Source organism: Actinomadura sp. GTD37 (genome assembly GCF_041951365.1).
Taxonomy (GTDB): Bacteria; Actinomycetota; Actinomycetes; order Streptosporangiales; family Streptosporangiaceae; genus Spirillospora.
In genome coordinates, this window is record NZ_JBGNUS010000017.1 from 22,887 (window position 1) to 45,400 (window position 22,514).

23 protein-coding genes are annotated in these 22,514 nt (G+C 74.5%); 7 read left to right on the forward strand and 16 right to left on the reverse strand.

Annotation, left to right across the window (positions count from 1 at the left end):
- Positions 1-26 precede the first annotated feature (26 nt).
- The 8 genes from pheT to infC all read right to left on the reverse strand — a co-directional run bounded on the left by pheT (position 27) and on the right by infC (position 8,166).
- Positions 27-2,537: a phenylalanine--tRNA ligase subunit beta gene (gene pheT / locus ACA511_RS40385; protein WP_375030049.1), complete on the reverse strand. Its 2,511-nt coding sequence runs from the start codon at positions 2,535-2,537 to the stop codon at positions 27-29.
- Positions 2,537-3,646 carry a phenylalanine--tRNA ligase subunit alpha gene (gene pheS / locus ACA511_RS40390; RefSeq protein WP_375030050.1) on the reverse strand — a complete coding sequence of 370 codons (1,110 nt, stop codon included), beginning with the start codon at positions 3,644-3,646 and terminating at the stop codon, positions 2,537-2,539. The genes pheT and pheS overlap by 1 nt, the downstream gene beginning before the upstream one ends.
- A 137-nt stretch (positions 3,647-3,783) precedes the next feature.
- Complete coding sequence (locus ACA511_RS40395; protein ID WP_375030051.1) at positions 3,784-4,896, reverse strand: ATP-binding protein; 1,113 nt, start codon at positions 4,894-4,896, stop codon at positions 3,784-3,786.
- A 250-nt stretch (positions 4,897-5,146) separates the two neighbouring features.
- On the reverse strand, positions 5,147-5,578 hold the full coding sequence (locus ACA511_RS40400; protein WP_375030052.1) for an STAS domain-containing protein: 432 nt from the start codon (positions 5,576-5,578) through the stop codon (positions 5,147-5,149).
- A 364-nt stretch (positions 5,579-5,942) separates the two neighbouring features.
- Positions 5,943-6,758 (reverse strand): TrmH family RNA methyltransferase, encoded by an 816-nt coding sequence (locus ACA511_RS40405; RefSeq protein ID WP_375030053.1) that lies wholly within the window; start codon positions 6,756-6,758, stop codon positions 5,943-5,945.
- Between the two features lie 34 nt (positions 6,759-6,792).
- Entirely contained in the window at positions 6,793-7,170 is a 378-nt protein-coding gene (gene rplT / locus ACA511_RS40410; protein WP_371944371.1) for a 50S ribosomal protein L20, read from the reverse strand.
- A 69-nt stretch (positions 7,171-7,239) separates the two neighbouring features.
- Complete coding sequence (rpmI, locus tag ACA511_RS40415) at positions 7,240-7,434, reverse strand: 50S ribosomal protein L35 (RefSeq protein WP_375030068.1); 195 nt, start codon at positions 7,432-7,434, stop codon at positions 7,240-7,242.
- 183 nt (positions 7,435-7,617) lie between these two features.
- Entirely contained in the window at positions 7,618-8,166 is a 549-nt protein-coding gene (gene infC / locus ACA511_RS40420; protein WP_375030069.1) for a translation initiation factor IF-3, read from the reverse strand.
- A 603-nt stretch (positions 8,167-8,769) separates the two neighbouring features.
- Between infC and ACA511_RS40425 the strand changes: the two genes are divergently transcribed.
- Both ACA511_RS40425 and ACA511_RS40430 read left to right on the forward strand, forming a co-directional pair.
- The gene (locus ACA511_RS40425) at positions 8,770-9,264 is read left to right on the forward strand and encodes an NUDIX domain-containing protein (RefSeq protein ID WP_375030054.1); all 495 of its coding nucleotides are present in this window, start codon (positions 8,770-8,772) and stop codon (positions 9,262-9,264) included.
- A gap of 10 nt (positions 9,265-9,274) precedes the next feature.
- Positions 9,275-10,213 carry a carbohydrate kinase family protein gene (locus ACA511_RS40430; protein ID WP_375030055.1) on the forward strand — a complete coding sequence of 313 codons (939 nt, stop codon included), beginning with the start codon at positions 9,275-9,277 and terminating at the stop codon, positions 10,211-10,213.
- Here ACA511_RS40430 and ACA511_RS40435 read toward each other — a convergent pair.
- Complete coding sequence (locus ACA511_RS40435; RefSeq protein WP_375030056.1) at positions 10,189-10,905, reverse strand: HIT family protein; 717 nt, start codon at positions 10,903-10,905, stop codon at positions 10,189-10,191. The genes ACA511_RS40430 and ACA511_RS40435 overlap by 25 nt on opposite strands.
- A 166-nt stretch (positions 10,906-11,071) precedes the next feature.
- Here ACA511_RS40435 and ACA511_RS40440 point away from each other — a divergent pair, with 166 nt between their 5' ends.
- Positions 11,072-12,469 carry a prenyltransferase/squalene oxidase repeat-containing protein gene (locus ACA511_RS40440; protein WP_375030057.1) on the forward strand — a complete coding sequence of 466 codons (1,398 nt, stop codon included), beginning with the start codon at positions 11,072-11,074 and terminating at the stop codon, positions 12,467-12,469.
- A 39-nt stretch (positions 12,470-12,508) separates the two neighbouring features.
- Here the strand turns inward: ACA511_RS40440 and ACA511_RS40445 are convergent, their stop codons facing one another.
- The 7 genes from ACA511_RS40445 to ACA511_RS40475 form a co-directional block, all read right to left on the reverse strand.
- On the reverse strand, positions 12,509-13,363 hold the full coding sequence (locus tag ACA511_RS40445; protein WP_375030058.1) for a shikimate dehydrogenase: 855 nt from the start codon (positions 13,361-13,363) through the stop codon (positions 12,509-12,511).
- 11 nt (positions 13,364-13,374) lie between these two features.
- Positions 13,375-14,535, reverse strand: a complete 1,161-nt coding sequence (gene mltG / locus ACA511_RS40450) for an endolytic transglycosylase MltG (protein ID WP_375030059.1) — start codon at positions 14,533-14,535, stop codon at positions 13,375-13,377.
- Positions 14,532-14,990, reverse strand: coding sequence for a Holliday junction resolvase RuvX (ruvX, locus tag ACA511_RS40455; RefSeq protein WP_375030060.1), 459 nt, complete (start codon positions 14,988-14,990; stop codon positions 14,532-14,534). The genes mltG and ruvX overlap by 4 nt, the downstream gene beginning before the upstream one ends.
- A gap of 37 nt (positions 14,991-15,027) precedes the next feature.
- Positions 15,028-17,697, reverse strand: a complete 2,670-nt coding sequence (gene alaS / locus ACA511_RS40460; protein ID WP_375030061.1) for an alanine--tRNA ligase — start codon at positions 17,695-17,697, stop codon at positions 15,028-15,030.
- Positions 17,698-17,699: 2 nt separating this feature from the next.
- Entirely contained in the window at positions 17,700-18,035 is a 336-nt protein-coding gene (locus tag ACA511_RS40465; RefSeq protein WP_375030062.1) for a hypothetical protein, read from the reverse strand.
- Positions 18,032-18,448: a DUF948 domain-containing protein gene (locus tag ACA511_RS40470; protein ID WP_375030063.1), complete on the reverse strand. Its 417-nt coding sequence runs from the start codon at positions 18,446-18,448 to the stop codon at positions 18,032-18,034. The genes ACA511_RS40465 and ACA511_RS40470 overlap by 4 nt, the downstream gene beginning before the upstream one ends.
- Positions 18,449-18,551: 103 nt before the next feature.
- Positions 18,552-19,814, reverse strand: coding sequence for a replication-associated recombination protein A (locus ACA511_RS40475; RefSeq protein WP_375030070.1), 1,263 nt, complete (start codon positions 19,812-19,814; stop codon positions 18,552-18,554).
- A gap of 249 nt (positions 19,815-20,063) precedes the next feature.
- Between ACA511_RS40475 and ACA511_RS40480 the strand changes: the two genes are divergently transcribed.
- The 4 genes from ACA511_RS40480 (at position 20,064) to ACA511_RS40495 (ending at position 22,468) form a co-directional block, all read left to right on the forward strand.
- Positions 20,064-20,507 (forward strand): hypothetical protein, encoded by a 444-nt coding sequence (locus ACA511_RS40480; RefSeq protein ID WP_375030064.1) that lies wholly within the window; start codon positions 20,064-20,066, stop codon positions 20,505-20,507.
- A 103-nt stretch (positions 20,508-20,610) separates the two neighbouring features.
- Complete coding sequence (locus tag ACA511_RS40485; protein ID WP_375030065.1) at positions 20,611-21,216, forward strand: DUF3105 domain-containing protein; 606 nt, start codon at positions 20,611-20,613, stop codon at positions 21,214-21,216.
- Positions 21,213-21,836 carry a DUF305 domain-containing protein gene (locus ACA511_RS40490; protein WP_375030066.1) on the forward strand — a complete coding sequence of 208 codons (624 nt, stop codon included), beginning with the start codon at positions 21,213-21,215 and terminating at the stop codon, positions 21,834-21,836. The genes ACA511_RS40485 and ACA511_RS40490 overlap by 4 nt, the downstream gene beginning before the upstream one ends.
- A 65-nt stretch (positions 21,837-21,901) precedes the next feature.
- Positions 21,902-22,468 carry a TIGR03086 family metal-binding protein gene (locus ACA511_RS40495; RefSeq protein ID WP_375030067.1) on the forward strand — a complete coding sequence of 189 codons (567 nt, stop codon included), beginning with the start codon at positions 21,902-21,904 and terminating at the stop codon, positions 22,466-22,468.
- Positions 22,469-22,514: the final 46 nt, after the last annotated feature.

Below are 22,514 nucleotides of genomic sequence, written 5' to 3' on the forward strand. Positions count from 1 at the left end.
TGGGTCCGGGGCGCGTCCGGCCGGTGTCAGGCGCCGCGCAGGACGGCTCCGGTGCGGCCGGACGCCGCCGCCACCGCGGCGTCGCGGGCCTGCGACGCCTCCTCCGCGGTCAGCGTCCGGTCGGGGGCGCGGAACCGCAGCGAGTACGCCAGCGACTTGCGGCCCTCCCCCACCTGCTCGCCGGTGTAGACGTCGAACAGCCGGATCGCCTCCAGCAGGTTCCCGGCGCCGTCGCGCAGCGCCGTCTCCACCTCGGCGGCGGGCACCGCGGAGTCGACGACGAGCGCGACGTCCTGCATCGCGACCGGGTAGGACGACACGTGCGGCGCGCGGACGGTCACCGGCTCGCCCAGCCGGCGCAGCTCCAGCTCCATCGCGCACGACCGCGCCGGCAGCCCGTACGCCTTCGTGACGCGCGGGTGCAGCTCGCCTGCGTGGCCGACCAGGGCGCCGCCCGCGTAGAGCGCGGCGCAGCGGCCCGGATGCCAGGGGGCGTGCTGGTCGGCCTCGGCCGTCAGCTCCACACCGGCCTCGCGGGCCACCGTGCGGGCCGCCTCGACCGCGTCCGCCCACAGCGCCGGACGGCCCTCGCCCCACCAGCCCGACGGCTCCCGGTCGCCGGACAGCACGACCGCGACCCGGTGCGGCTGGTCGGGCAGCGCCGCCTCCACCGAGGCGATCTCCTCGGCGGTCGGGCCGCGGTCGACCGGGAGGCGCGGCGCGCGCTCCGGCGCGTCCGGCCGCGGCCGGAACACCACGCCCAGCTCGAACAGGGCGGCGTCGCCGAAGCCGCGCCCCACGTTCAGCGCCAGCACCTTCAGCAGCCCCGGCAGCAGGGTGGTGCGCAGCAGCGGCTCCTGCTCCGACATCGGGTTCGCGAGCCGCAGCGTCCGGCGGCGGGCGTCGTCCGCCGGGAGCTGGAGGCCGTCCAGGTCCTTCTCCGCCAGGAACGGGAACGCGAGGGCCTCGACGTAGCCGGCGCCCGCGAGCGCGCGGCCGACCCGGCGGCGCAGCCGCTGCCCGGTCGTGAGGCCCTGGCCCGCGCTGGGACGCGGCGCCCTGGCCGGGATGTTCTCGTAGCCTTCGAGGCGGATGACCTCCTCGGCGAGGTCGTTCGGGTCGGTCAGGTCGGGACGCCAGGACGGCGGCGTCACCGTCAGGACCTCGCCCCCCTCGACCGTGCAGCCGACCTGCTCCAGCCGCCGGACCACCGCGTCCCGCCCGTACGCCACGCCCGCGACCCGGTCGGGGTGCCCGGCCGGCATCGTGACCGCGACCGGCTCGACCGGCGCCTCGGCGTGCGTCACGCCCGGCACGATCTCCGCGCCGCCCAGCTCGGCGAGCAGCCGGACCGCCCGGTACGAGGCGTACAGCGGCAGCTCGCGGTCGACGCCCCGCTCGAACCGGTGCGACGCCTCGCTGTGCAGCCGGTGCCGGCGGCTCATCCGGGCGGTGCCCATGGCGTCGAAGTGCGCCGCCTCGATGACCATGTCGGCCGACCGGTCGCCGATCTCGGTGGCGAGCCCGCCCATCGTGCCGGCCATCGAGATCGGCCCCGACTCGTCGGTGATGAGGATGTCGTCGGGGTCGAGGCTCCGCTCGACGTGGTCGAGCGTCTCCAGCGTCTCGCCGGGCGCGGCGCGCCGCACCACGATCGGGCCGGTGAGCTTGCCCCGGTCGAAGGCGTGCAGCGGCTGGCCGAGTTCGAGCATGAGGTAGTTGGTGACGTCCACGGCGAGCGACACCGGGCGCATCCCGGCGCGGTGCAGGCGGACCCGCATCCACATCGGGGTCGCCGCGTCCGGGTCGAAGCCGCGCACCTCCCGCAGCACGAACCGGTCGCACGCGGTCGGGTCGCCGATGCTCGCCGGGTGGACGCCGCCCGGCCCGCCGCCGTCCGGCGGACCCCCCGGCCCCTCTCCGGCGGGCAGTTCCACGTCCGCCGGGTCCTTGAACGGGACGCCGTAGGCGGTGGCCGCCTCGCGGGCCAGGCCGCGGATCGACAGGGCGTAGCCGCGGTCGGGGGTCACGGCGATGTCGAGGACGTCGTCGCGCAGCCCGAGCAGCTCGATCGCGTCCGCGCCGACGGGCGTGCCGGGCGGCAGGACGAGGATGCCGCCGTGGTCGTCGCCGATGCCCAGCTCCGCCACCGAGCAGATCATGCCCTCGGACAGGCGGCCGTAGGTCTTGCGGGCGCCGATCTCGAACCCGCCGGGCAGCACGCCGCCGGGCAGGATCACCACGACGCGGTCGCCGGCCGCGAAGTTCGTGGCGCCGCACACGATGCTCTGCGGCTCGCCGGTGCCGTTGGCGTCGCCGACGTCCACCCGGCAGTGCCGGATCGGCTTCTTGAAGCCGGTCAGCTCCTCGATCTCCAGGACCTCGCCGACGACGAGCGGGCCGGTGATGTCGGCGCCGGCCCGCTCGACCGTCTCGACCTCCAGGCCCGCCGCGATCAGCTCGGCGGCCAGGGCGCGGCCCGTGACGCCGGCCGGCAGCTCGACGTACTCGCGCAGCCAGGAAAGCGGGGCCCGCATCAGATCTCCATCCCGAACGGGAGGGTGAACCGGACGTCGCCCTCCACCATGTCGTACATGTCCTCCACGCCGTGCCGGAACATCAGCGTCCGCTCGACGCCGAGGCCGAACGCCCAGCCGCTGTAGCGGTCGGCGTCGACGCCGCAGGCCACCAGCACCCGCGGGTTGACCATGCCGCAGCCGCCCAGCTCGATCCAGCCCTCCGAGCTGCACGTCCGGCACGGCTCGCCGCCCGGTTCGGCGGACGTCCCCCGGCACACGAAGCACTGCATGTCCACCTCGGCGGACGGCTCGGTGAACGGGAAGTACGACGGCCGGAACCGCGTCCTCAGCCCCGCGCCGAACATGCCGGTGACGAACGCGTCGATGCCGCCGCGCAGGTCGGCCATCGTCAGGCCCTCGTCGACCGCGAGGCCCTCCAGCTGGTGGAAGACGGGGCTGTGCGTGGCGTCCAGCTCGTCGGTGCGGAACGTGCGGCCCGGCGCCACCACGTAGACCGGCAGCTCCCGGGACAGCAGCGACCGGATCTGCATCGGCGAGGTGTGCGTGCGCATCACCAGGCCGGACTCCTCCGACTCGACGAAGAAGGTGTCCTGCATGGTGCGGGCCGGATGGTCCGGCAGGAAGTTGAGCGCGTCGAAGTTGTACCACTCCGCCTCGACCTCCGGGCCTTCGGAGACCTCGAAGCCCATGGAGACGAAGACGTCGGCCATCCGCTCCTGCATCGTGGTCAGCGGATGGCGGGCGCCGCGCGGGGCGCGGTCCCACGGGAGGGTGACGTCGACGGTCTCCTCGACGAGGACGCGCTGGTCGCGCTCGTCCTCCAGTTCGGCCTGGCGCTCCTTCAGCGCCTTGGACACCGCGCCGCGCGCGGCGCCGATGCGCTTTCCGGCGTCGGCGCGGGCCGCGGGCGGCAGCGCGCCGATCTCCCGGTTGGCGAGGGCCAGCGGGGAACGGTCGCCGGCGTGCGCGAGGCGGACCTGCTTCAGGGCGTCGAGGTCGGCGGCCGCGGCGATGGCCGCGAGCGCCTCGGCACGGGCCCGCTCCAGCTCCTCGGGCTGCAGCGCGGACACCTCGACGGGGTCATAGGACTTGTTGGGTGCAGACATGGTGGTGTGATCGACTCCGGTCGGCGTGGGACGCCCGCAGTCTAGTCCGCGGACGGTGAAGATCCGGAAAGCGTGCGCGAGACGCGCTGGCCCGCCCAGGGACCCGGTGCCGCCGCGAGCGGCGGTGTGCGCCGCGTTCAGCCGGCGTAGTCGGGGGCCCCTGCGGGCACGGTAAATCGGAACTCGGCGCCGCCGCCGGGCGCCCGCCGCACGGTGATCACGCCGCCGTGCGCCTCGACCAGGCCCTTGACGATGTAGAGCCCGAGGCCGGTGCCGCCGCGCCGGTTGCCGCCGGGGCCGCGCCAGAACTGCCGGAAGACGCGCTGGACGGCCTCGGGCGGAATGCCCTCGCCCTCGTCGCGCACCGACACGGCGGCCCCCTCCTTATGCGCGTCCGGCTCCACCATGATGGTGACAGTACCCGCTCCGTGGCGCACCGCGTTCTCGACGAGGTTGCCGAGGATCTGGTCCATCTTGTCGGGGTCGAGCCACATCTCGGGCAGTTCGCCGCGCGCCTCGAAGCGGAACCGGTCCTCCGGCTCGCCGGCCGCGACCCGGCCCGCGATGATCTTGCGGACCTCGCCGGGGATGTCGACGACCTGGCGGCGCATCTCCAGCCGGCCCGCCTCGATGCGGGACACGTCCAGCAGCTCGGTGATCAGCCGGGTGACCCGGTCGGCGTCGGCGTTGACGGTCTCCAGCATCACCCGCTTCTGGTCGTCGTTGAAGCGGTGCCACTTGGCGAGCAGCGTCGCGGTGAACCCCTTCACGCTGGTCAGCGGGGAGCGCAGCTCGTGCGCGACGGTGGAGACGAGGTCGGCGCGGTCGCGCTCCTGGCGGGCGCGGTGCACGGCGTCGCGCAGGCACACGGTGAACCGCTCCACCCGGCCGCGCTCGCCCCGCCGGTAGGCGGCCGTCACCAGCACCTCGGTGCCGCCGGGCAGGAACAGCGCGCGCTCGGGGTGGCGGGTGCGGGTGCACAGGCCGTCGTAGGGGGCCAGGCACTTCCACCAGTCGCGGCCCTCGGCGTCGTGCAGGGGCAGGACGTCGCGGAAGTCGCGGCCGACGGCGGACTCGGCGGCGACCCCGGTGATCCGCGTGGCGGCGGCGTTGAACACCAGGACGCGGGCGTCCCGGCCGGCGACCATCAGCCCGTCGGGAAGGTCGTCCGCGGCGTCCCACTCGGCGGCCGGCCCGGACCCTTGCGCGGGTACGCGCGCGGCAGCGTGAGGGGACTCCTCTCCGCCCACAGCGGCCTCCAGAACACCGATGAGAACGCGGCCTGTCGAATAGAGACTCTAGCCGGAGTCGGCCATCTTGCGGGACCCGGAAACCGCCCGGCGGCAAGGCATCTGTAGCCTCCCGGACGGGGTGCCGCGCCCGCGGAGGGCGGCCTCACCTGCCCGGATCGTCCCCGCGCCGGAACGCCCGCCGGACTCCCGGCCGGGACCGCTCACCCGGACTTCTTTCCGGGAACTTTCCCAGCGACTCCGGGATCCCTCACAGGGACGTCGCGGACGGGCCGTGCGCGGCCCACACGTCGTCCACGCGGGCGTGGACCGCGAACACCCGGTGCAGCCCGGTGATGCGCAGCAGCCGCAGCTGGGCGGGCCGGACCCCGGCGAGGACGATCTCGCCGCCGTCCGCGGCGATCTGGTTGTGCGCGGCGACCAGCGCGCCGAGCCCGGCCGCGTCGCAGAACGGGACGGCGGTGAAGTCGGCCACCAGCCGGCGCGGCCCCGTCCGGGGCAGCCGGCCGTGCAGCTCGACGAGCCGGTCGCGCAGCGTGCCGGCCGTGCGCAGGTCGATCTCCCCGGCCACCGCGACGACGGCCGTGCCGCCCCGGACCAGGGCGAGGTCGACCCGCAGCCCGCCGAGCGCGCCCAGCGGGTCCGGCGCGCCCGCGGGGGCGTCCGCGGCCGGGGCCCGCATGCCCGCGCGGCACCTCACCTCCGGCGCGCGCCGGGCCGCTCTCCTGGCCGGCCTGGTCTCCTCGGTCATCACGTTCGCCCCCACTCTGCACGGCGCCATGCCGCCCCTGGTCAACCCATTGATCAACACGGTAGGCGGCGGGTCGGACGGCGTAATCCCCCGCCGGTCCCCATCCCGCTCCTACCTGCGGACGAGCCGCACTCGGCGGCAGGGCGCCCCCGCCCGCCGTCCGTTCGCGGTCCATCCTCCCAGCTCACCGGCCGGGAAGCGGCGCCTCAGGCGACCGCTTGCGGCCATCCGATCACGGAATGCAGCGAACTTACGCGACCGTTCGCACGTGCGCCCGAAACGTCCCGTGTTCTCGTCACGTCCCGCGCTGCGCGCGCGCCGAGGCGTAGAGGCATACGGCCGCGGCGGTCGCCAGGTTCAGGCTCTCGGCACGCCCGTGGATGGGCACGCGCACGACCTCGTCCACGTGCCGGAGTATCTCGTCGGGGAGCCCCCACGCCTCGTTCCCGAACACCCACGCGGTGGGGCGCGCGAGCAGCCCCGCGTCGATCGCGTCGTCGAGGGTGCGGTCGCCAGCGCCGTCGGCGGCGAGGACGGTGAGGCCCGCGCCCTTCAGCTCGGGGATCAGCGCGTCGAACCTCGGGCCGGTGACGACCGGCAGGTGGAACAGGCTGCCCGCCGAGGCGCGCACGCACTTGCCGTTGTAGGGGTCGACGGACGCGTCGGTGAACACGACCGCCTCCGAGCCGGCGGCGTCGGCGGTGCGCAGCACGGTCCCCGCGTTGCCGGGGTCGCGGACGTGCGCGAGCACGGTCACCAGCCGGGGACCGGCCTCCAGCGCCTTGCCCAGCGGGACGTCGACGAACTCGCAGACCGCCAGCAGCCCCTGCGGGGTGACGGTCTGCGCCAGCTCCGCCATGACCTCGCCGCTGACGCGCAGCACCGGGGCGCCCGCGCGCTCGGCGGCGAGCACCAGTTCGGGGTGGCGTGCCTCCGCCTCCGCCGTGGTGAACAGCTCGGCGAGGCCGCCGGGCGTCTCCAGCGCCTCCCGCACCGCCTGCGGCCCCTCGGCGAGGAACCGGTTCTCGCGGCGCCGGAACGCGCGTTTGGCGAGCCGCCGAGCGGCCTTCACCCGTGGTGATCGGAGAGAGGTCAGCTCGCGGCCCGCCATGTCGCTGTGATCGCCCGTGTGCCGGTCGCCCGGCTCAGGCCGCCTCCGAACCCTCGGCCGGGAGCGCGTCCTTGGCGATCTTGACCAGGGCGGCGAACGCCGGCGCGTCGTTGACGGCCAGCTCGGCCAGCATGCGGCGGTCGACCTCGACCTCCGCGGCCTTCAGGCCCTGGATGAACCGGTTGTAGGTGATCCCGTTGGCGCGGGCCGCGGCGTTGATCCGCTGGATCCACAGCCGGCGGAACTGCCCCTTGCGGTCCTTGCGGTCCCGGAAGGCGTAGGTCATCGAGTGGAGCTGCTGCTCCTTGGCCTTGCGGTACAGGCGCGAACGCTGACCGCGGTAACCGCTCGACCGCTCCAGGACGACCCGACGCTTCTTGGCGGCGTTGACGCCCCGCTTCACGCGTGCCACGTTCTGAACTCCTTCGTGGGGGCCGGGGCCGTACGGCCTCGGCCGGTCGCTGACATTGCTGGTCGAGGGCTACTTGCGCAGCAGCTTCTTGATGTTCTTCGCGTCGGCGGCGGCCACCACGGCGGGGCCGGAGAGCCGGCGCGTCCGCTTGGTCGGCTTGTGCTCGAGCAGGTGGTTCTTGTTGGCGCGGCGGCGCATCACCTTGCCGGAGCCGGTCAGCTTGAAGCGCTTCTTGGCACCACTGTGGGTCTTGGTCTTCGGCATGGTCGCCGTCGTCTCCTTCATTCCCGGCCCCCGTGCCGTGCCGCACGGGGGCGCGCCTGATCGGCGCACCCCACGAAGGTCCGTGGACGCGCCAGGTCAGGCTTCAATGTACGTGCGCCGCGACCCCGCTCAGCCGCGAGGTCGCGGTCTCGGGACCGCCGCGAGGCCGTCCCTGGACGGCCGTCAGGCGGTGGTCTCGGCCTCCTGCCCGCGGGCCGTCTTCTTCTTGTGCGGGCCGAGCACCATGATCATGTTTCGGCCGTCCTGCTTGGGCCGCGACTCGACGAAGCCGAGCTCCTCGACGTCGTCGGCGAGCCGCTGCAGCAGCCGGTAGCCCAGCTCGGGGCGGGACTGCTCACGACCGCGGAACATGATCGTGACCTTCACCTTGTCCCCGGCCTTCAGGAACCGCACCACGTGACCCTTCTTGGTCTCGTAGTCGTGCGGGTCGATCTTCGGGCGGAGTTTGATCTCCTTGATGACCGTGTGCGCCTGGTTCTTCCGCGCCTCACGCGCCTTCATCGCGGACTCGTACTTGAACTTGCCGTAGTCCATGAGCTTGGCGACGGGCGGGCGCGCGGTGGGCGCCACCTCGACGAGGTCGAGGTCCGACTCACGCGCGAGTTCAAGGGCCTTGGCGATGGGCACTATGCCCACCTGTTCGCCGTTCGGGCCGACGAGCCGGACCTCGGGCACGCGAATGCGGTCGTTGATACGCGGTTCGGCGCTGATGGGACCTCCTTGGGGCCGTTCTCAAGTTCGTTGGACCGGTCGTACCCCGAGGCTCCCACGAGAAAAGCCCCGTACGACTCACGCACGGGGCCACCTTCGGTCTTCCCGGGCGGACGGGCCGTCCGGGAACGACGGCGGGACGGGCGCGCTGCGCCCGTTCGCCGGACCGATACCCACCGGCCTTGGAATCCGGGATGTCCCCAGATCGATACCGCGGGCTCCGGCGGTGCCGCCCTGGTGGGCGGCCAGCAGGATCCGCGGCCTCGGCCGGTCAGGTGGGAGGTGGCCTCCGCTTGAGCGCCCGGCACACGCCATCACTCGGATCGCGCGCACAGGGCCGGTCGACCACTAAGACTACCACCCGGCGGGTGCGGGCGCGCCATGCCGGAAACCGTGCCGTGACGTGCGGCATGGCCGGGTGCCTCGTGAGGTACGCCACCTTTAGAACAGCTCCGGGCTCCTCGCCATTCCCCCGGCCGGGCGGGGCGGGCCCTGGAGGTGAGGGTGTTCTGGCCGGGCGGGCGTCTCGGCGCGCCCGGCCGCCGTTGTTACGGTGGAGCCGAGACGGCCCGGTGGGCCGGCACCAGGGAGGTTGTTCCCGCGATGCCCTCGGTCGAGGCCGGCGCCGCCGGCCCCCTCACCGCCTTGTCGCCGATCGCGCTGCAGTTCGCGCAGAAGGCGTTCATCGTGTCCGGCGGCGCGCTGCTGCTCGTCCGCAAGTCCGCGTCCGACCCGTTCCACCCGGGCCGCTGGGAGGTGCCCGGCGGGCGCCTGGAGGTGGACGCCGACCTCGATCTCGACGACCACATCCGCCGGGAGGTCTGGGAGGAGGTCGGCCTCAAGATCGATCCGGGGCCGCCGTTCCACCTGTGGCAGTGGTTCATGCCCGACCGCGGCGGACCGCCCGGCGGGCGGGCGCGGGTCGTCGCGGCGGCGCGGCGGTGCCGGCCGGTGACGCTGGACGCCACCCTCGGCAACCAGGACGAGAGCGATCACCTGGACGGCTGCGCCTGGGTGCCGCTGGACGAGCTCGGCCGGTACGACCTCATCCCGAGCCTGCGCCCGGTGATGCGGGCGTTCCTGTCGCCGGGCGCCTGACGGCCGGCGCGTGGTCCCGCCGCGTTCGCCCGCCGAGTGGCCGGGCCTCGACGGCGCGGCCGAGCGCAGGTTCGCGCTGCTCGCCGCCGGCGACGCCTGCATCGAGGTCCGCGCCGCGCTGCCGGACGTCCGGTTCGCCGACCTGCGCGCCGACCGGCTCTCCTACGCCCCGGCGCGCGCCGTGGTCGCGGGGACGGCGGTCAACCTGGCCCGGTGCGCGGCCGGCTACTTCCGCCGGGTGGGGGTGCTGGCGAAGGTCGGGGACGACGGATACACGCCGGTCATCCGCGGGGAGCTGCGCCGGATCGGCGCGGACGACCACCTGCTCGTCGACGCGGGCGCGCCGAACGGCGTCTCGGTGATGCTGCGCGACCGCCCGCACGGCGGCGGTCCGGGCGTCCGGCTCCTGGTCGTGCAGGACGAGCCGCCCGGACGGCGGCTCACCGCCGCGGACGTCGCGGGGGCCGCGTCCGCGATCGGGGACGCGGACGTGCTGGCCGCCGACGGGTACTCGCTGCTGTCCCCGGTCTCGCGGGCGGCGCTGGACGAGGCGGCGCGCATCGCGGGCGCGGCGGGGACCCGGGTGGCGTTCGACCTCGTCCCGCACGACATCGACGCGCGGCTCCCGGCGTCCGCCGTCCTGCCGGCGCTGGCCCGCGCGGACGCCGTCTTCGCCGAGGCGCCCACGCTGGCGCGCCTGCTCGGCCGCCCGGCGCCGTCCGGCGCGCGGGCGGTGCGCGAGCTGCTGCCGGTGCTGGACCGCGAGGTGCCGGGGAGGCCGCTGTGGCTGCTGCGGTTCGGCCCGACGTCCCTGGAGCACGCGCTCGCCTACCAGCGGGGACGGCTGCTGATGGAGTACCCCACCGGCTACCGGGACGGCGTGGAGCGCGCGGGCTTCGGGGACCGGCTGGCCTCGTGCGAGCTCTACTGGTGGCTCTCGGGAGGCTGATCGCCGTCCGGGAGCGCGGCCGCCGCCGTGCGCAGCGCCCGCAGGGTGCGCAGGAAGCGCCGCCTGCTGCCGGGGAGGCCGAACGTCTCCTGCCAGCGCCACGTCCCGTCCGGCCCGGCGGCCGTCACGGCCCAGCGCAGGAACTGGCTCTCGACGCCGTCGCCGGGGTGGACGGTCATGACGCCGCCCTCCTCGATCAGCAGGTAGGAGCGGCCGCTGCGGACGTGGGCCCGGAGGACGGCGCGGCCGGCGGGCGCTCCGGGCCGCCCGCGCTCCTCCACCACCGCGCGGATGCCGGGCGTCCCGGGGAGCAGGTGCCAGTGCGCGTGGTCGATGCACGCGCCGCCGCCCTGGGAGCGGGCCGGTCCGTGCTCGAACAGCAGCAGCTCGCCGCTCCCGTAGGCCGCGCGGTAGAGGCGGGCGACGCGGTCGCGCCAGCGCAGCGCGCGCTCCCACGTCGTCCGGCCGAACTCCCCCGCGCACCGGTAGTGGTCGCGGGTCACCAGGAGGACATGGCCGTCGGCGAGGGGCGCCACGTCCGGGATGAGGAGGAAGTCGCGGTCGCCGGCGATCACCCCGGACTCGCCGGGCAGGCCGGCCATGCCGTTGAACCGGAACCGCAGCGGCGGGCACAGGACGCACTCGTGCCGGGGCTCGTCAGGGGGCTCGCTCCACGCCGTCGGCTCGGCCAAGCCTCCTCCAGCACCACGGAACGGGGACCACTCCCCCTCCAGCGTGCCCGGTGCCCGGCCCCGGCGATCTGTGCGGCCGCGGATACAGACATGGAACCCGCGGGGTACAAAGCGTGTCCTGGCGGGAACAAAAAGAGCAGAAGGCGACACCACTAAGCAGACAGCGTTGAACCAGACACCTCCGCTCCCCGCGCCCGCCCCCCGCGCCGACCGTCCCCCCGTCCCGCCGCGACGCCGGCCGCGCCCGCCCCGCGACGCCCCGGTCATCGACATGGCCGTCCTCGAAACCCGGCTGAACGAGTCGCTGGACGTCCTGCGCGACACCTACGCGCCCGCGCTCGGCTCCGGCGGCGGCTGGTACCACGAGCTGGCGCGGCCCGAGCCGGGCACGACCGCGACGGCCCTCGGGCTGCTGGCGTTCGTCGAGGCGGGGCGCCCGTTCGAGTACTTCGACGAGGGGCTGGCCTTCCTCGCCGCCCGGCAGGCCCGCTCCGACGACGGGCTCCGCGACGGCGGCTGGGCCACCAAGACCAGCCTCGGCATGCCGGTGGTCGAGGCGACCGGCTGGATCGCGCGGTTCCTCGCCCGCGCCCGCTGCGACCTGCGCGACGACGCGCCCGACACCGGGCGCGCCTACCGGTGGCTGCTGCGCAACCAGAACCCGGACGGGGGATGGGGCTCGCTGCGCGGCTGCCCGTCCCGGGTCTGGCTGACGTGCCTGGCGCTGCGCGCGCTCAGCCAGCTCAACCCCTACGACCCGGCGGTCGACCGGGGAGTGGAGTGGCTGACCGCCGACCGGACCGCGCACCGCCCCGGCTGGGGGCCGACCCCGGCGTCCCGGCCGACCGTCACCCACACCGCGTTCGCGCTGGTGACGCTGGCCGAGGCGCGCCCGGAGCTGCGGACGGAGCGGCTCCTGGACGCCTACGACTGGCTGCTGGAGCACCTCGACCCCGACGACGACCACACGTGGATCGAGACCTACGACGTCTCCCCGCAGCCGGGGGGCGCCGGGCCGGGACGCGTGTGGCGGCTCGCCCTCTGGCACTACGGGCTGCCGATCGCGCTGACCGCGCTGCTGCGCGATCCGCGCGGCCCGCACGGCCCGGTCGTCGCGCGGGCGTTCCGGACGCTCGCGCGCGGCGAGTTCGCCGACCCGCGCTGGAACCGCTACCCGGGCAGCGGGCGCACCTCGCTGTGGACGCTGTGGTGGCGGCTGGAGACGCTGATCGCGCTCAGCCGCGTCCCGCTCGCCGGGCACGCCGACATCCTGCACTGGCTGCCGGACGCGACCGTCGTGCAGCGGTCGCACGCGCGGGAACGGGCGCTGGCCGACCTCCTGCCGCACCGCAGGATGATCGATCCGGTGGGGCTCGCCCTGCGGCACTGGGCGGCGTTCCTGCTGAGCCTCGTGTGCGCCGCCAGCGCGCTGGGCGTCGCGGCGGGCCTGTGGGGCTGGAAGGACTTCTGGCTGAGCGTGATCCTGCCGATCATCCTGACCAGCGTCGACGAGTCGGTGAAGCGCCGCCGCACCCCGCGCGGGCCGCCGCCCGCCCCGCCCTGACCGGGCGGAGCGCCAGGCACGGGGGTCAGACACGGGGCGTCAGGCGCGGCGCGCGAGTTCGGCCTCTCCGGCGGCGCGCATCGCCGCCACCGGCACGTCCTCGCGGCCGGTCATCAGCACCACCTGCCGGACGGCCTGGTGCAGGAGCATCGCGAACCCGCCCACGACCGTCCCGCCGGCCCGCTCCACCGCTGCGGCGAGCGCCGTGGGCCACGGCGCGTACACCACGTCGAACAGGGCGGCGCCCGACGCGGCGACCGGTTCGGCGAACGCGTCGGCCGCGCGTCCCGGCAGCGTCGACACCACGAGGTCGGCCGGCAGGTGCGCGGCCACCCGGTCGAGCGGCACGACGCGGACCGCGAGGCCGAACCGCTCCCCCACCTCGGCGGCGCCGGCGGCGCGCTCGGGCGTCCGCGCCGCGAGCACCGCCTCGGACGTGCCGAGCCGGGCGAGCGCGGCCAGCGCGGACGCCGCCGTCGCGCCGCCGCCGAGCACGAGCGCCGAAGGCGGCGCCTTGAGGCCCGCCTCGGTCAGCGCCGTCTCGATGCCGTGCACGTCGGTGTTGTCGCCGTGCCGCCGCCCGTCCCGCAGGACGACCGTGTTGGCGCCGCCCACCTTCACCGCCAGGTCGGACACCGAGTCGACGAGGTCGAGCGCGACCCGCTTCAGCGGCATGGTCAGCGACAGGCCCGCCCATTCGGGGCCGAGGCCGTCCAGCAGCCCGGCCAGACCGTCCTCGCCGCACTCGACCGCCTCGTAGGACCAGGTGCGCAGGCCCATCGCCGCGTACGCCGCGCGGTGCAGGACCGGCGACAGCGAGTGCGCGACCGGCGACCCCAGCACCGCGGCCCGGCGGCCCGGCCCCTGCTCCCCCGGGCCCCGTCCCCCCGTCACCCTGTCCCCCGTCACTGGCCCGGGTGCGCCTTCTGCCACTCCCGGAACTCCTTCTCGATCTTCAACCGCTCCGCTTCGGTCGTGGCGAACTTCGTCACCTTGTTCGTCGGGTCGGTGGCGATGAAGTACAGCCAGGTGCCGTCCTTCGGGTTCAGCGCCGCCTCGATCGCGTCCGGACCGGGATTGGAGATCGGGCCGGGCGGCAGGCCCGTGTGCAGGTAGGTGTTGTACGGCGACGGGGTCAGGAGGTCCTTCTCGGTGACCGTCAGCCGCCGCTCGTTCAACGCGTACAGCACCGTGGTGTCGAACTGCAGCTTCATGCCCTTCTCCACCCGGTTGTAGATCACCCGGGAGATCTTGGGCAGGTCGCTGGGCTTGCCGCCCTCGGCCTGGACGAGGCTGGCCAGCGTGATGACCGTCGCCGGGTTCATCCGCGCCTCGCGGGCCTTGGCGACGAGGTCGACGCTGCTCGCCTCCTTGTTGAACCGCTCGATCATCTGCTTGAGGATCTGCTCGGCCGAGCCGTTCGGGTCGAGGTCGTAGCGGCCCGGGTGCAGGTACCCCTCCACCCTGCCCTTGGCGTACGACGGCAGCCCGAGGCTCTTGCCCTTCTTCGCGGCCGCCTGGAACTCCTTCACCGAGATCCCGGTCTTCTCCGCCAGCCGCTTGAAGAGCTCGACGGCCCGCATGCCCTCCGGGACCGTGACCTGGTTCCCGGCCCGCGACTTCGGGTTCAGCAGCAGCGCCATCGCCGCGGCCGACGACATCTTCCGCCGCATCTGGTAGAAGCCCGGCTGGATGCTGGAGGCGCGCGTCTCCTTGTTGTACGCCTTCACGAACGCGCGGGCGCTCTTGACGACCTGGTGGCCCTCCAGCGTCAGCCCGATCACCGAGCCGCTCGCGCCCTCCTTGATCTGGACCGTGACATTCCCGGCGCCCTGGCCCGCGTAGTCCGGCGGGTGCCACTTGCTGTCGAGCCACGCGTACCCGAGGACGCCGCCGGTGCCGAACACCGCCACCAGGAACGCCATCGCGAACAGGGCCGCGGCCCGGCCGCTGCGCCGGCGCCGCTTCTGCCGCTTGCGGACGCGCCGCTGGTCCCGCCTGCCGGACCGGCCCTCCGGCGGGCGGCCGTCCCGGTAGGGATCTGAGAAGAGGTCCAAATCGTTCATGCGCTCCCCCGGACGATCTCTCCTGGGGGGTGCCCAGTCAACCGTTCCGCGTCGAGGGCCGCCTGCAGCAGGACCGCCGCGGCGGCCTGATCGACGACCTTGCGCCTCGCTTGACCATGTACTCCACCGGCCCGCAGCCCGCTCTCGGCGGTCACGGTGGTGAGCCGCTCGTCGTGCAGCCGGACCGTCTCCGGGGGAAGACGGTCCGCGAGGCGGGCCGCGAACCTGCGCGCCGCCTCCGCCGCGGGGCCCTCCCTGCCCGACAGCGACGTCGGCAGGCCGACGACGACCTCGATCGCCTCGTACTCGGCGGCGAGTTCCACCAGGCGGTCGACGTCGCCCTTGCCGCTCTTCACGGTCTCGAAGGGGGAGGCGAGGATCCCGCCGGGGTCGCTCTTCGCGACCCCCACCCGCACGCTCCCCACATCGACTCCCAGCCGGACGCCGTTTCTCATGTCCCCGGCTCCGGTCGCCTACCCCGTCGTGCCGGGCTCACGCGGCCCCTACGGCTCGTTCGACCGCGGCGAGGGCGTCGCCGACGGCCGCCGGGTTCGCGCCGCCGCCCTGCGCGAGGTCGTCCTTGCCGCCGCCCCCGCCGCCGAGGGCCTTGGCGGCGAGGCCGACGAGCGCGCCCGCCTTGAGGCCGCGCTCGCGCGCCCCCTGGGTGACGGCGACGACCACGACGGGACGGTCCTTCGGCACGCCCGCGACCATCACGACGGCGGGCCGGGCCGCCAGCCGGCCGCGGACGTCGACGGCGAGTCGGCGCAGGTCGTCGGCGCCGGTTCCGTCCGGGGCGCGGTGGCCGACGAACGCGGTGCCGTGCACGTCCCGCGCGCCGTCGGCGAGGGAGCCGGCGATCGCGAGGACCTGCTGGGAGCGGAGCTTCTCCAGTTCCCGCTCGGCGTCGCGCAGCCGGGTGACGACCCCGGAGATCCGCTCGGGCAGCTCCTCCTTGCGCGTCTTCATCTGCTCGGCGAGCTGCGCGACGAGCACGCTCTCGCGGGCGAGGAAGCGGAACGCGTCGATGCCGACGAGCGCCTCGACGCGGCGGACGCCGGCGCCGATGGACGACTCGCCCAGCACCTTGACCAGGCCGAGCTGCCCGGAGCGGGCGACGTGGGTGCCGCCGCACAGCTCGCGGGAGTAGTCGCCGACCTCGACGACCCGGACCTCGTCGCCGTACTTCTCGCCGAACAGCGCCAGCGCGCCCATGGCGCGGGCCTCGTCGATCGAGGTGTGGAAGGCCCGGACGTCCAGGTCGCCGACCAGCACCTCGTTGACCTCGTCCTCGACGTCGCGCAGCACGCTCGGCGGGACGGCGCCGGAGGCGGTGAAGTCGAACCGGAACCGGCCGGGCGAGTTCTCCGAGCCGGCCTGCGCGGCGGACTCGCCGAGCGCCCGGCGGAACCCGGCGTGCACCAGGTGGGTCGCGGTGTGCGAGCGGGAGATCGCCCGGCGCCGCTCCACGTCGACCTCCGCGTAGGCGGTGTCGCCGGCCTGCGCCTCGCCGCTGCGGACGCGCCCGCGGTGCACGATGAGTCCGGCGAGGGGCGCCTGCACGTCCGTGACCTCGACGACGGCTCCGTTGCCGAGCCGGATCAGGCCGTGGTCGGCGAGCTGGCCGCCGCCCTCGGCGTAGAACGGGGTGCGGTCGAGGACGACCTCGACCTCGGTGCCCTCGCCCGCGGCGGGCGTGTTGGCGCCGCCCACCAGCAGCCCGACGAGGCGGGCGTCGCCGGCGAGGCTGCCGTAGCCGGTGAAGTCGACCTTTCCGCCCGCGCCGGTGAGCAGCTCGTCCAGGACGGAGACGTCCAGGTTGCCGGTCCTCTTGTCGCGGGCGTCCTTCTTCGCGCGGTCCCGCTGCTCCTGCATCAGCCGGCGGAAGCCCGCCTCGTCGACCTGGAGGCCCTGCTCGGACGCCATCTCCAGGGTGAGGTCGATCGGGAAGCCGTAGGTGTCGTGCAGCTTGAACGCCTGGTCGCCGGCCAGCCTCGCGCCGCCCGACCGCTTGGTCTCCTCGACGGCCGTGTCGAAGATCGCGGTGCCGGTGCGGAGCGTCTGGAGGAAGGAGTCCTCCTCGGCGTCGATCACCGTGTGGATGTTCGCGGCCGTCCGCACCAGCTCGGGGTACTGCTCGCCCATCGCCCGGACGGCGACGGAGGTCAGCTCGTGCATGAGCCCGGCGTCCTGGCCGCCGAGCAGCCGCAGGTTGCGGATGGAGCGGCGCAGGATGCGGCGCAGCACGTAGCCGCGGCCCTCGTTGCCGGGGCGGATGCCGTCCGCGACCATCATGGTCCCGCTGCGGACGTGGTCGGCGATGACGCGCAGCGACACGTCGGCGCGGTGGTCGCGGCCGTACCGGGTGCCGGTGAGGCCGGCGGCGCGGTCGAGGACCCGCCACAGGGTGTCGGTCTCGTAGATGTTGTCGACGCCCTGGAGGATCGCCGCCATGCGCTCCAGGCCCATGCCGGTGTCGATGTTCTTGGCGGGCAGGTCGCCGAGGATCGGGAAGTCGGTCTTGCTCTCCCCGGGGCCCCGCTCGTACTGCATGAAGACGAGGTTCCACACTTCGAGGTAGCGGTCCTCGTCGGCGACCGGGCCGCCCTCGCGGCCGTACTCGGGGCCGCGGTCGTAGTAGATCTCCGAGCAGGGGCCGCACGGGCCCGGGACGCCCATCGACCAGAAGTTGTCCTCCATGCCGCGCCGCTGGATGCGGTCGAGGGGGACGCCGACCTTCTCGTGCCAGAGGCCCCGCGCCTCGTCGTCGTCCTGGTAGACGGTGACCCACAGCTTCTCCTCGGGGAAGCCGAAGCCGCCGTCCTCGCGGGACGCGGTCAGCAGCTCCCAGGCGAACGGGATCGCCTGCTCCTTGAAGTAGTCGCCGATGGAGAAGTTGCCCAGCATCTGGAAGAACGTGGCGTGCCGGGTGGTCCGCCCGACCTCCTCGATGTCGGGCGTCCGCACGCACTTCTGCGCGCTGGTCATCCGCGGCGACGGCGGGGTGCGCTGGCCGAGGAAGTACGGCTTGAACGGGACCATGCCGGCGTTGACCAGCAGCAGGGTCGGGTCCTCGGCGACCAGGCTGGCCGAGGGCACCACCGTGTGCCCGCGCTCCTCGAAGAAACCGAGGAAGCGGCGTGCGACCTCTGCCGACTCCATGATCAGTGGCCATCCTTGTCGTCGTCGATGATCGTGTATCGCGCCTTCAGCACCCGGCGGGGCGGGGAGCCCCGGTATCCGGGGACCTCGGCGTCCGGCGGCGCCTGGTCCATGCGGACGGCCTCGCGCAGTTCCTCTTCGCGGGCCCGCATCTCGGTACGGACGTCGGAGGCGAAATGCCTCAACCGGTCGCCGGTGCCCTTCCCGGTCGCCACCGCGCGCATCGCGACCCCCTCCGGGGACAGGCTGCGCGCGACCCGCTCCACCCGCCGCTTGACGCGGTGGGTGACGTAGACGCCGGTTCCGGCGCCGACCGAGAGCCAGAACAACCGCCTCATCCGCGTCCCTTCCCCGAGGAGCGGGCCTGAAGCTGCGGCCGGCCGGACGCGTTCCGCCCGTCGCCGTCGCCGTTCTTGAGGGCCTTGCGGACCCCGTAGGAGAAGGCCGCGGCCTTCACCAGCGGGCCGCCCACCACCGACGTCATGACGGTGGTGACGGCCGAGACGTTCTGGGTGACGCCGGCGACCTGCTTGGTGATGACGTCGGTGCGGCCGAGCTGCTCGTTGGCGCGCTCGACCGTGCGGGTCATGTCGTCGAGCAGGGGGGCGGCCTGGTCGCCGAGCTCGCGCACGACCCTGCCGGCCTCGCCGAGGAGACGGGAGAGCTTCAGCAGGGTCAGCGCGATGAACGAGACGAGCACCGCCCAGAACACGGCCACGATGAGGCCTGCCAGCTGTCCACCAGTAAGCATCGGGCTTTCCGTTCGTGCGAATTCGGTTCGGGCCGGTTACGGCGACACAGACCTTACCGGGCGGCAAGGCCTTGTGGCGGTACGACCGGCCCGGCGGGAGCGATCAGGACCGGTCGCCCGCGCCGCGCAGGACGGAGCGGATCCGCGCGAGGACCTCGGTGAACCGCGCTTCGGCGCCGTGCCTGGTCGGGCGATAGTACTCCCGCCCGTCCACCGGGTCGGGCGCGTACTGCTGCCGGACGACGCCGCCGGGATGGTCGTGCGCGTACTTGTAGCCCTGCCCGTGGCCGACCTTCGCTGCGCCCTTGTAGTGGGCGTCGCGCAGGTGCCCGGGGACGGGCCCGGCGAGGCCCTTGCGGACGTCGCCGAGCGCCCCGTCCACCGCCGTGATCACCGCGTTGGACTTGGGCGCCAGGGAGAGGTGGATCACCGCCTGGGCGAGGTTGATGCGGGCCTCGGGCAGGCCGACGAACTCCACCGCCTGCGCCGCCGCGACCGCGGTCTGGAGCGCGGTCGGGTCGGCCATCCCGACGTCCTCGCTGGCGTGCACGATGAGCCGCCGCGCGATGAACCGCGCGTCCTCGCCGGCCTCGATCATGCGGGCGAGGTAGTGCAGCGCCGCGTCGACGTCGCTGCCGCGGATGCTCTTGATGAACGCGCTGATGACGTCGTAGTGCTGGTCGCCCTCGCGGTCGTAGCGGACGGCGGCCCGGTCGACGGCCTTCTCCAGCACGCCGGCGTCGATCACGCCGCCTTCGTCGACGACGAGGGAGGCGGCCTCCAGGTAGGTGAGGGTGCGGCGGGCGTCGCCGCCGGCGAGCCGGACGAGGTGGTCCTCGGCGGCGGGGTCGAGGACGACCGCACCGCCCAGGCCGCGCTCGTCGGCGAGCGCCCGGCGGATCACCTCGCGCAGGTCGTCCTCGCCGAGGGGCTCCAGCGTGAGCAGCAGGGACCGGGACAGCAGCGGGCTGATGACGGAGAAGAACGGGTTCTCGGTCGTGGCGCCGATGAAGGACACCCAGCGGTTCTCCACGGCGGGGAGCAGGGCGTCCTGCTGGGCCTTGTTGAAGCGGTGGACCTCGTCGACGAACAGGACCGTCTGCCGCCCGGTCATGCCCAGCTCGCGCCGGGCCAGGTCGATCTCGGCGCGGACGCGCTTGACGCCGTCGCTGACCGCGGAGATCTCCACGAACCGGCGGGACGTGGCGAGGCTGACGACCGTGGCGAGGGTCGTCTTGCCCGTGCCGGGCGGGCCCCACAGGACGAGCGACATCGGCACGTCCCGGTCGACGAGCTGCCGGATCGGGGTGCCGGGGCCGAGCAGATGGCCCTGCCCGACGACCTCGTCCAGCGCGCGGGGGCGCATCCGCACCGCGAGCGGCTGCTCCGCGCCGGGCGGCGCCGGGACGGCGGGGCCGGGCGGCGCGGCCCCGGGAGCCGCCGGCCGCTGCCCCGGCGCGTCGAAGAGGCCCTCCGGCTCGCCCGATTCCGCCCTGCTGGTCACGCTCCGACACTATCTCGGGCCGCGGACGTTCCCGGACGTCCGGCATCCGTGGAACCCGGGGGCGGGCTCCGGCGTTGGAAGAGCCCGGAAGGCGCATTCAGGAGAGTGACGGTGTCCGGTACGGCCCTGCACCGGCGCCACGGGACGGCTGGTCTGCTCGTGGCGCTGTTCGTCGTGGCCGGGCTGGTGTTCAGCTACGGGCTGGGCCACGGGCCGCCGCCGCGCGTGTGCACCGAGCACGCCGTGAGCGCGCCCGCCGACACCGCGCCGGGCAACACCGCGGCCTCCGGCGGCGTGGCCGCCGCCCCGGCGCCGAGCCTGCACGGGCTCGCCGACGCGGCGCTCAGCGCTCCGGCGAAGCCGCGGCCGCCGATGCCGGCGGACGTCTGCCTGTGCGCGGCCGTCCTGTTCGCCCTCCTGCTGCTCGCGCTGGCCACGGGCCTGCGGCGGCCCCTGTCCCGCCTGCCCGCGCGCGCCGGCTGGTCGCTCGCGCCGCCGCCGGGCGCCGCGTCCACTCCGCTGTTCCCGCCCGTCCTCCAGGTGCTCCGGCTGTGATGAGCCGGCCGTAAGGCCGCACGCACCGCCGTATCGCCGTCCCCGCGATGCGGCGCCTGCCCGCATCCCCCGTACGGATCACAGCACCCTGAGAGGACCGCTCATGTCCAAGAGCGCCCGCAACAAGAACGCCAAGCAGAAGAACGCGCTGACGCAGTCCGAGGTCCCGTGGGGCGGCATCGCCTTCTTCACCGTCATCGGCCTGGTGGCGGTGATCGCGATCGGCTACGCGTTCATGCAGACCCGGTCGTCGTCGGCGGACACCGCGTCCGTCGCGGGCCTGGTCACCAAGGACGGCCTCGGCCAGGACCACACCACCAGCGCGGTCGAGTACGACACCGACCCGCCGATGGGCGGCGACCACGACCCCGTCTGGCAGAACTGCGACGGCCGCGTCTACGACACGCCGCTGCGGAACGAGAACGCCGTCCACTCCCTGGAGCACGGCGCCGTCTGGATCACCTACCGTCCCGGCCTGGCCGCGGACCAGCTCGACGCCCTCAAGGGCAGGGTCTCCGGCGCCGACTACACGATGCTGAGCCCGCACCCGTCCCAGGACGCGCCGATCAAGCTCACCGCCTGGGGCCACCAGCTCTCGCTGGAGAGCGCCGCCGACCCGCGCGTGGACGAGTTCCTGCGCGGGTTCGTGAAGGGCCCGCAGACGCCCGAGCCGGGCGCGGCCTGCGACGGCGCCAAGGACGCCCCGTGAGCGTGGAGCCCGCGGCGCCGCGGGGGCGGCGGGTCACCGTCGTCCTCGCGGTCCTCGTCCTGGCCGCCGGGGCCGTCTTCGCGGCGGTGGCCGCCGCCCGCTCGGGGCGCCCCGGCGCGGACGGTCCGGAGGCGGGGTTCGCCCGGGACATGAGCACCCACCACGCGCAGGCCGTGCGGATGTCGTTCATCGTCCGGGAGCGCACGGACGACGCGGACGTCCGGCTGCTTGCCTACGACGTCATCACCACGCAGCAGGCCCAGATCGGCATGATGACGGCCTGGCTGGACGAGTGGGACCTGCCGAAGACCGACCCGTCGGGCCGCATGCGCTGGATGTCCGGGCACGGCGGCCACGGGGTCGGCGCCGCCATGCCCGGGATGGCCACGCGCGGGCAACTGGCCGAGCTGGAGGAGGCGTCGGGCCGCGCCGCCGAGATCCTGTTCCTGCGGCTGATGATCGCCCATCACCGCGGCGGCGCGGACATGGCGGACGCGGTGCGGGCCCGCACGGGCCACGACCGGGTGCGGCGGCTGGCCCGGACGATGGCGGCGGGCCAGCGGTCGGAGATCGCGCAGATGGGCGCGATGCTGCGGGAGCGGGGTGCGGCGGCGGCCTGAGCCGGGACCGGCGACCTTCGCGATAGCGCTTGACACCGCGGCCGGATCGCGGGTCACTGACCACCATGGCTCACAACCTCAGCGGCTTCCACCGGGCCCTCGATCTGTTCGAGGGCCTGGTCGCCGGCGTCCCGCGGGACGGCTGGGACGCGCCGTCGCCCTGCGAGGGGTGGACCGCCCGGGACGTCGCCGGCCATGTGACCGGCGGCCAGTACCTGGTGCGGGCGCTGGCCGCCGGGGAGCCCGAGCCGGACGTCGGCCTGGACCCGGCGCGGTTCGTCCCGGGCGACGTCCTGATGAGCTGGCGGACGGCCCGCAAGGAGTGCGCGGCGGCGCTCGGCCCGGAGGCGCTGCTGCGCCACATCCCGTTCGGGGGCCTGGGCGAGCTGCCGCTCGGCGACTACCTGGAGGGCTACATCCTGGAGCCGCTGGTGCACGCGTGGGACCTGGCGCGCGCGACGGGCCAGCCGTCCCGCCTGGACCCGGACCTCGTCCACCACGCGTTCGCCACGGCCCAGGTGGTGGCCGCCCCCCTGCGCGCCGCCGGCGACCTGGCCCCGCCCCTACCCGCCCCAAGAGGAGCCGACGAGCAGACCAGAATGCTCGCCTTCCTGGGCCGCACCGCCACCTGACCACACCCCACCCCCACCAGCCCGCCCCCCGAGCCCCCCAGGCTTG

Coding starts and splice junctions, on each gene's coding strand:
- ACA511_RS40400 (WP_375030052.1), bottom strand. CDS start 5,578: ATGCGGGCCCCGGCCGCGGACGCCCCCGCGGGCGCGCCGGACCCGCTG.
- pheT (WP_375030049.1), bottom strand. CDS start 2,537: ATGCGGGCCCCGCTTTCCTGGCTGCGCGAGTACGTCGAGCTGCCGGCC.
- pheS (WP_375030050.1), bottom strand. CDS start 3,646: ATGTCTGCACCCAACAAGTCCTATGACCCCGTCGAGGTGTCCGCGCTG.
- ACA511_RS40475 (WP_375030070.1), bottom strand. CDS start 19,814: ATGCGCCCCCGCGCGCTGGACGAGGTCGTCGGGCAGGGCCATCTGCTC.
- ruvX (WP_375030060.1), bottom strand. CDS start 14,990: ATGAGAAACGGCGTCCGGCTGGGAGTCGATGTGGGGAGCGTGCGGGTG.
- mltG (WP_375030059.1), bottom strand. CDS start 14,535: ATGAACGATTTGGACCTCTTCTCAGATCCCTACCGGGACGGCCGCCCG.
- ACA511_RS40495 (WP_375030067.1), top strand. CDS start 21,902: ATGGCTCACAACCTCAGCGGCTTCCACCGGGCCCTCGATCTGTTCGAG.
- ACA511_RS40425 (WP_375030054.1), top strand. CDS start 8,770: ATGCCCTCGGTCGAGGCCGGCGCCGCCGGCCCCCTCACCGCCTTGTCG.
- ACA511_RS40485 (WP_375030065.1), top strand. CDS start 20,611: ATGTCCAAGAGCGCCCGCAACAAGAACGCCAAGCAGAAGAACGCGCTG.
- ACA511_RS40465 (WP_375030062.1), bottom strand. CDS start 18,035: ATGAGGCGGTTGTTCTGGCTCTCGGTCGGCGCCGGAACCGGCGTCTAC.
- ACA511_RS40470 (WP_375030063.1), bottom strand. CDS start 18,448: ATGCTTACTGGTGGACAGCTGGCAGGCCTCATCGTGGCCGTGTTCTGG.
- alaS (WP_375030061.1), bottom strand. CDS start 17,697: ATGGAGTCGGCAGAGGTCGCACGCCGCTTCCTCGGTTTCTTCGAGGAG.
- rpmI (WP_375030068.1), bottom strand. CDS start 7,434: ATGCCGAAGACCAAGACCCACAGTGGTGCCAAGAAGCGCTTCAAGCTG.
- ACA511_RS40405 (WP_375030053.1), bottom strand. CDS start 6,758: ATGGCGGGCCGCGAGCTGACCTCTCTCCGATCACCACGGGTGAAGGCC.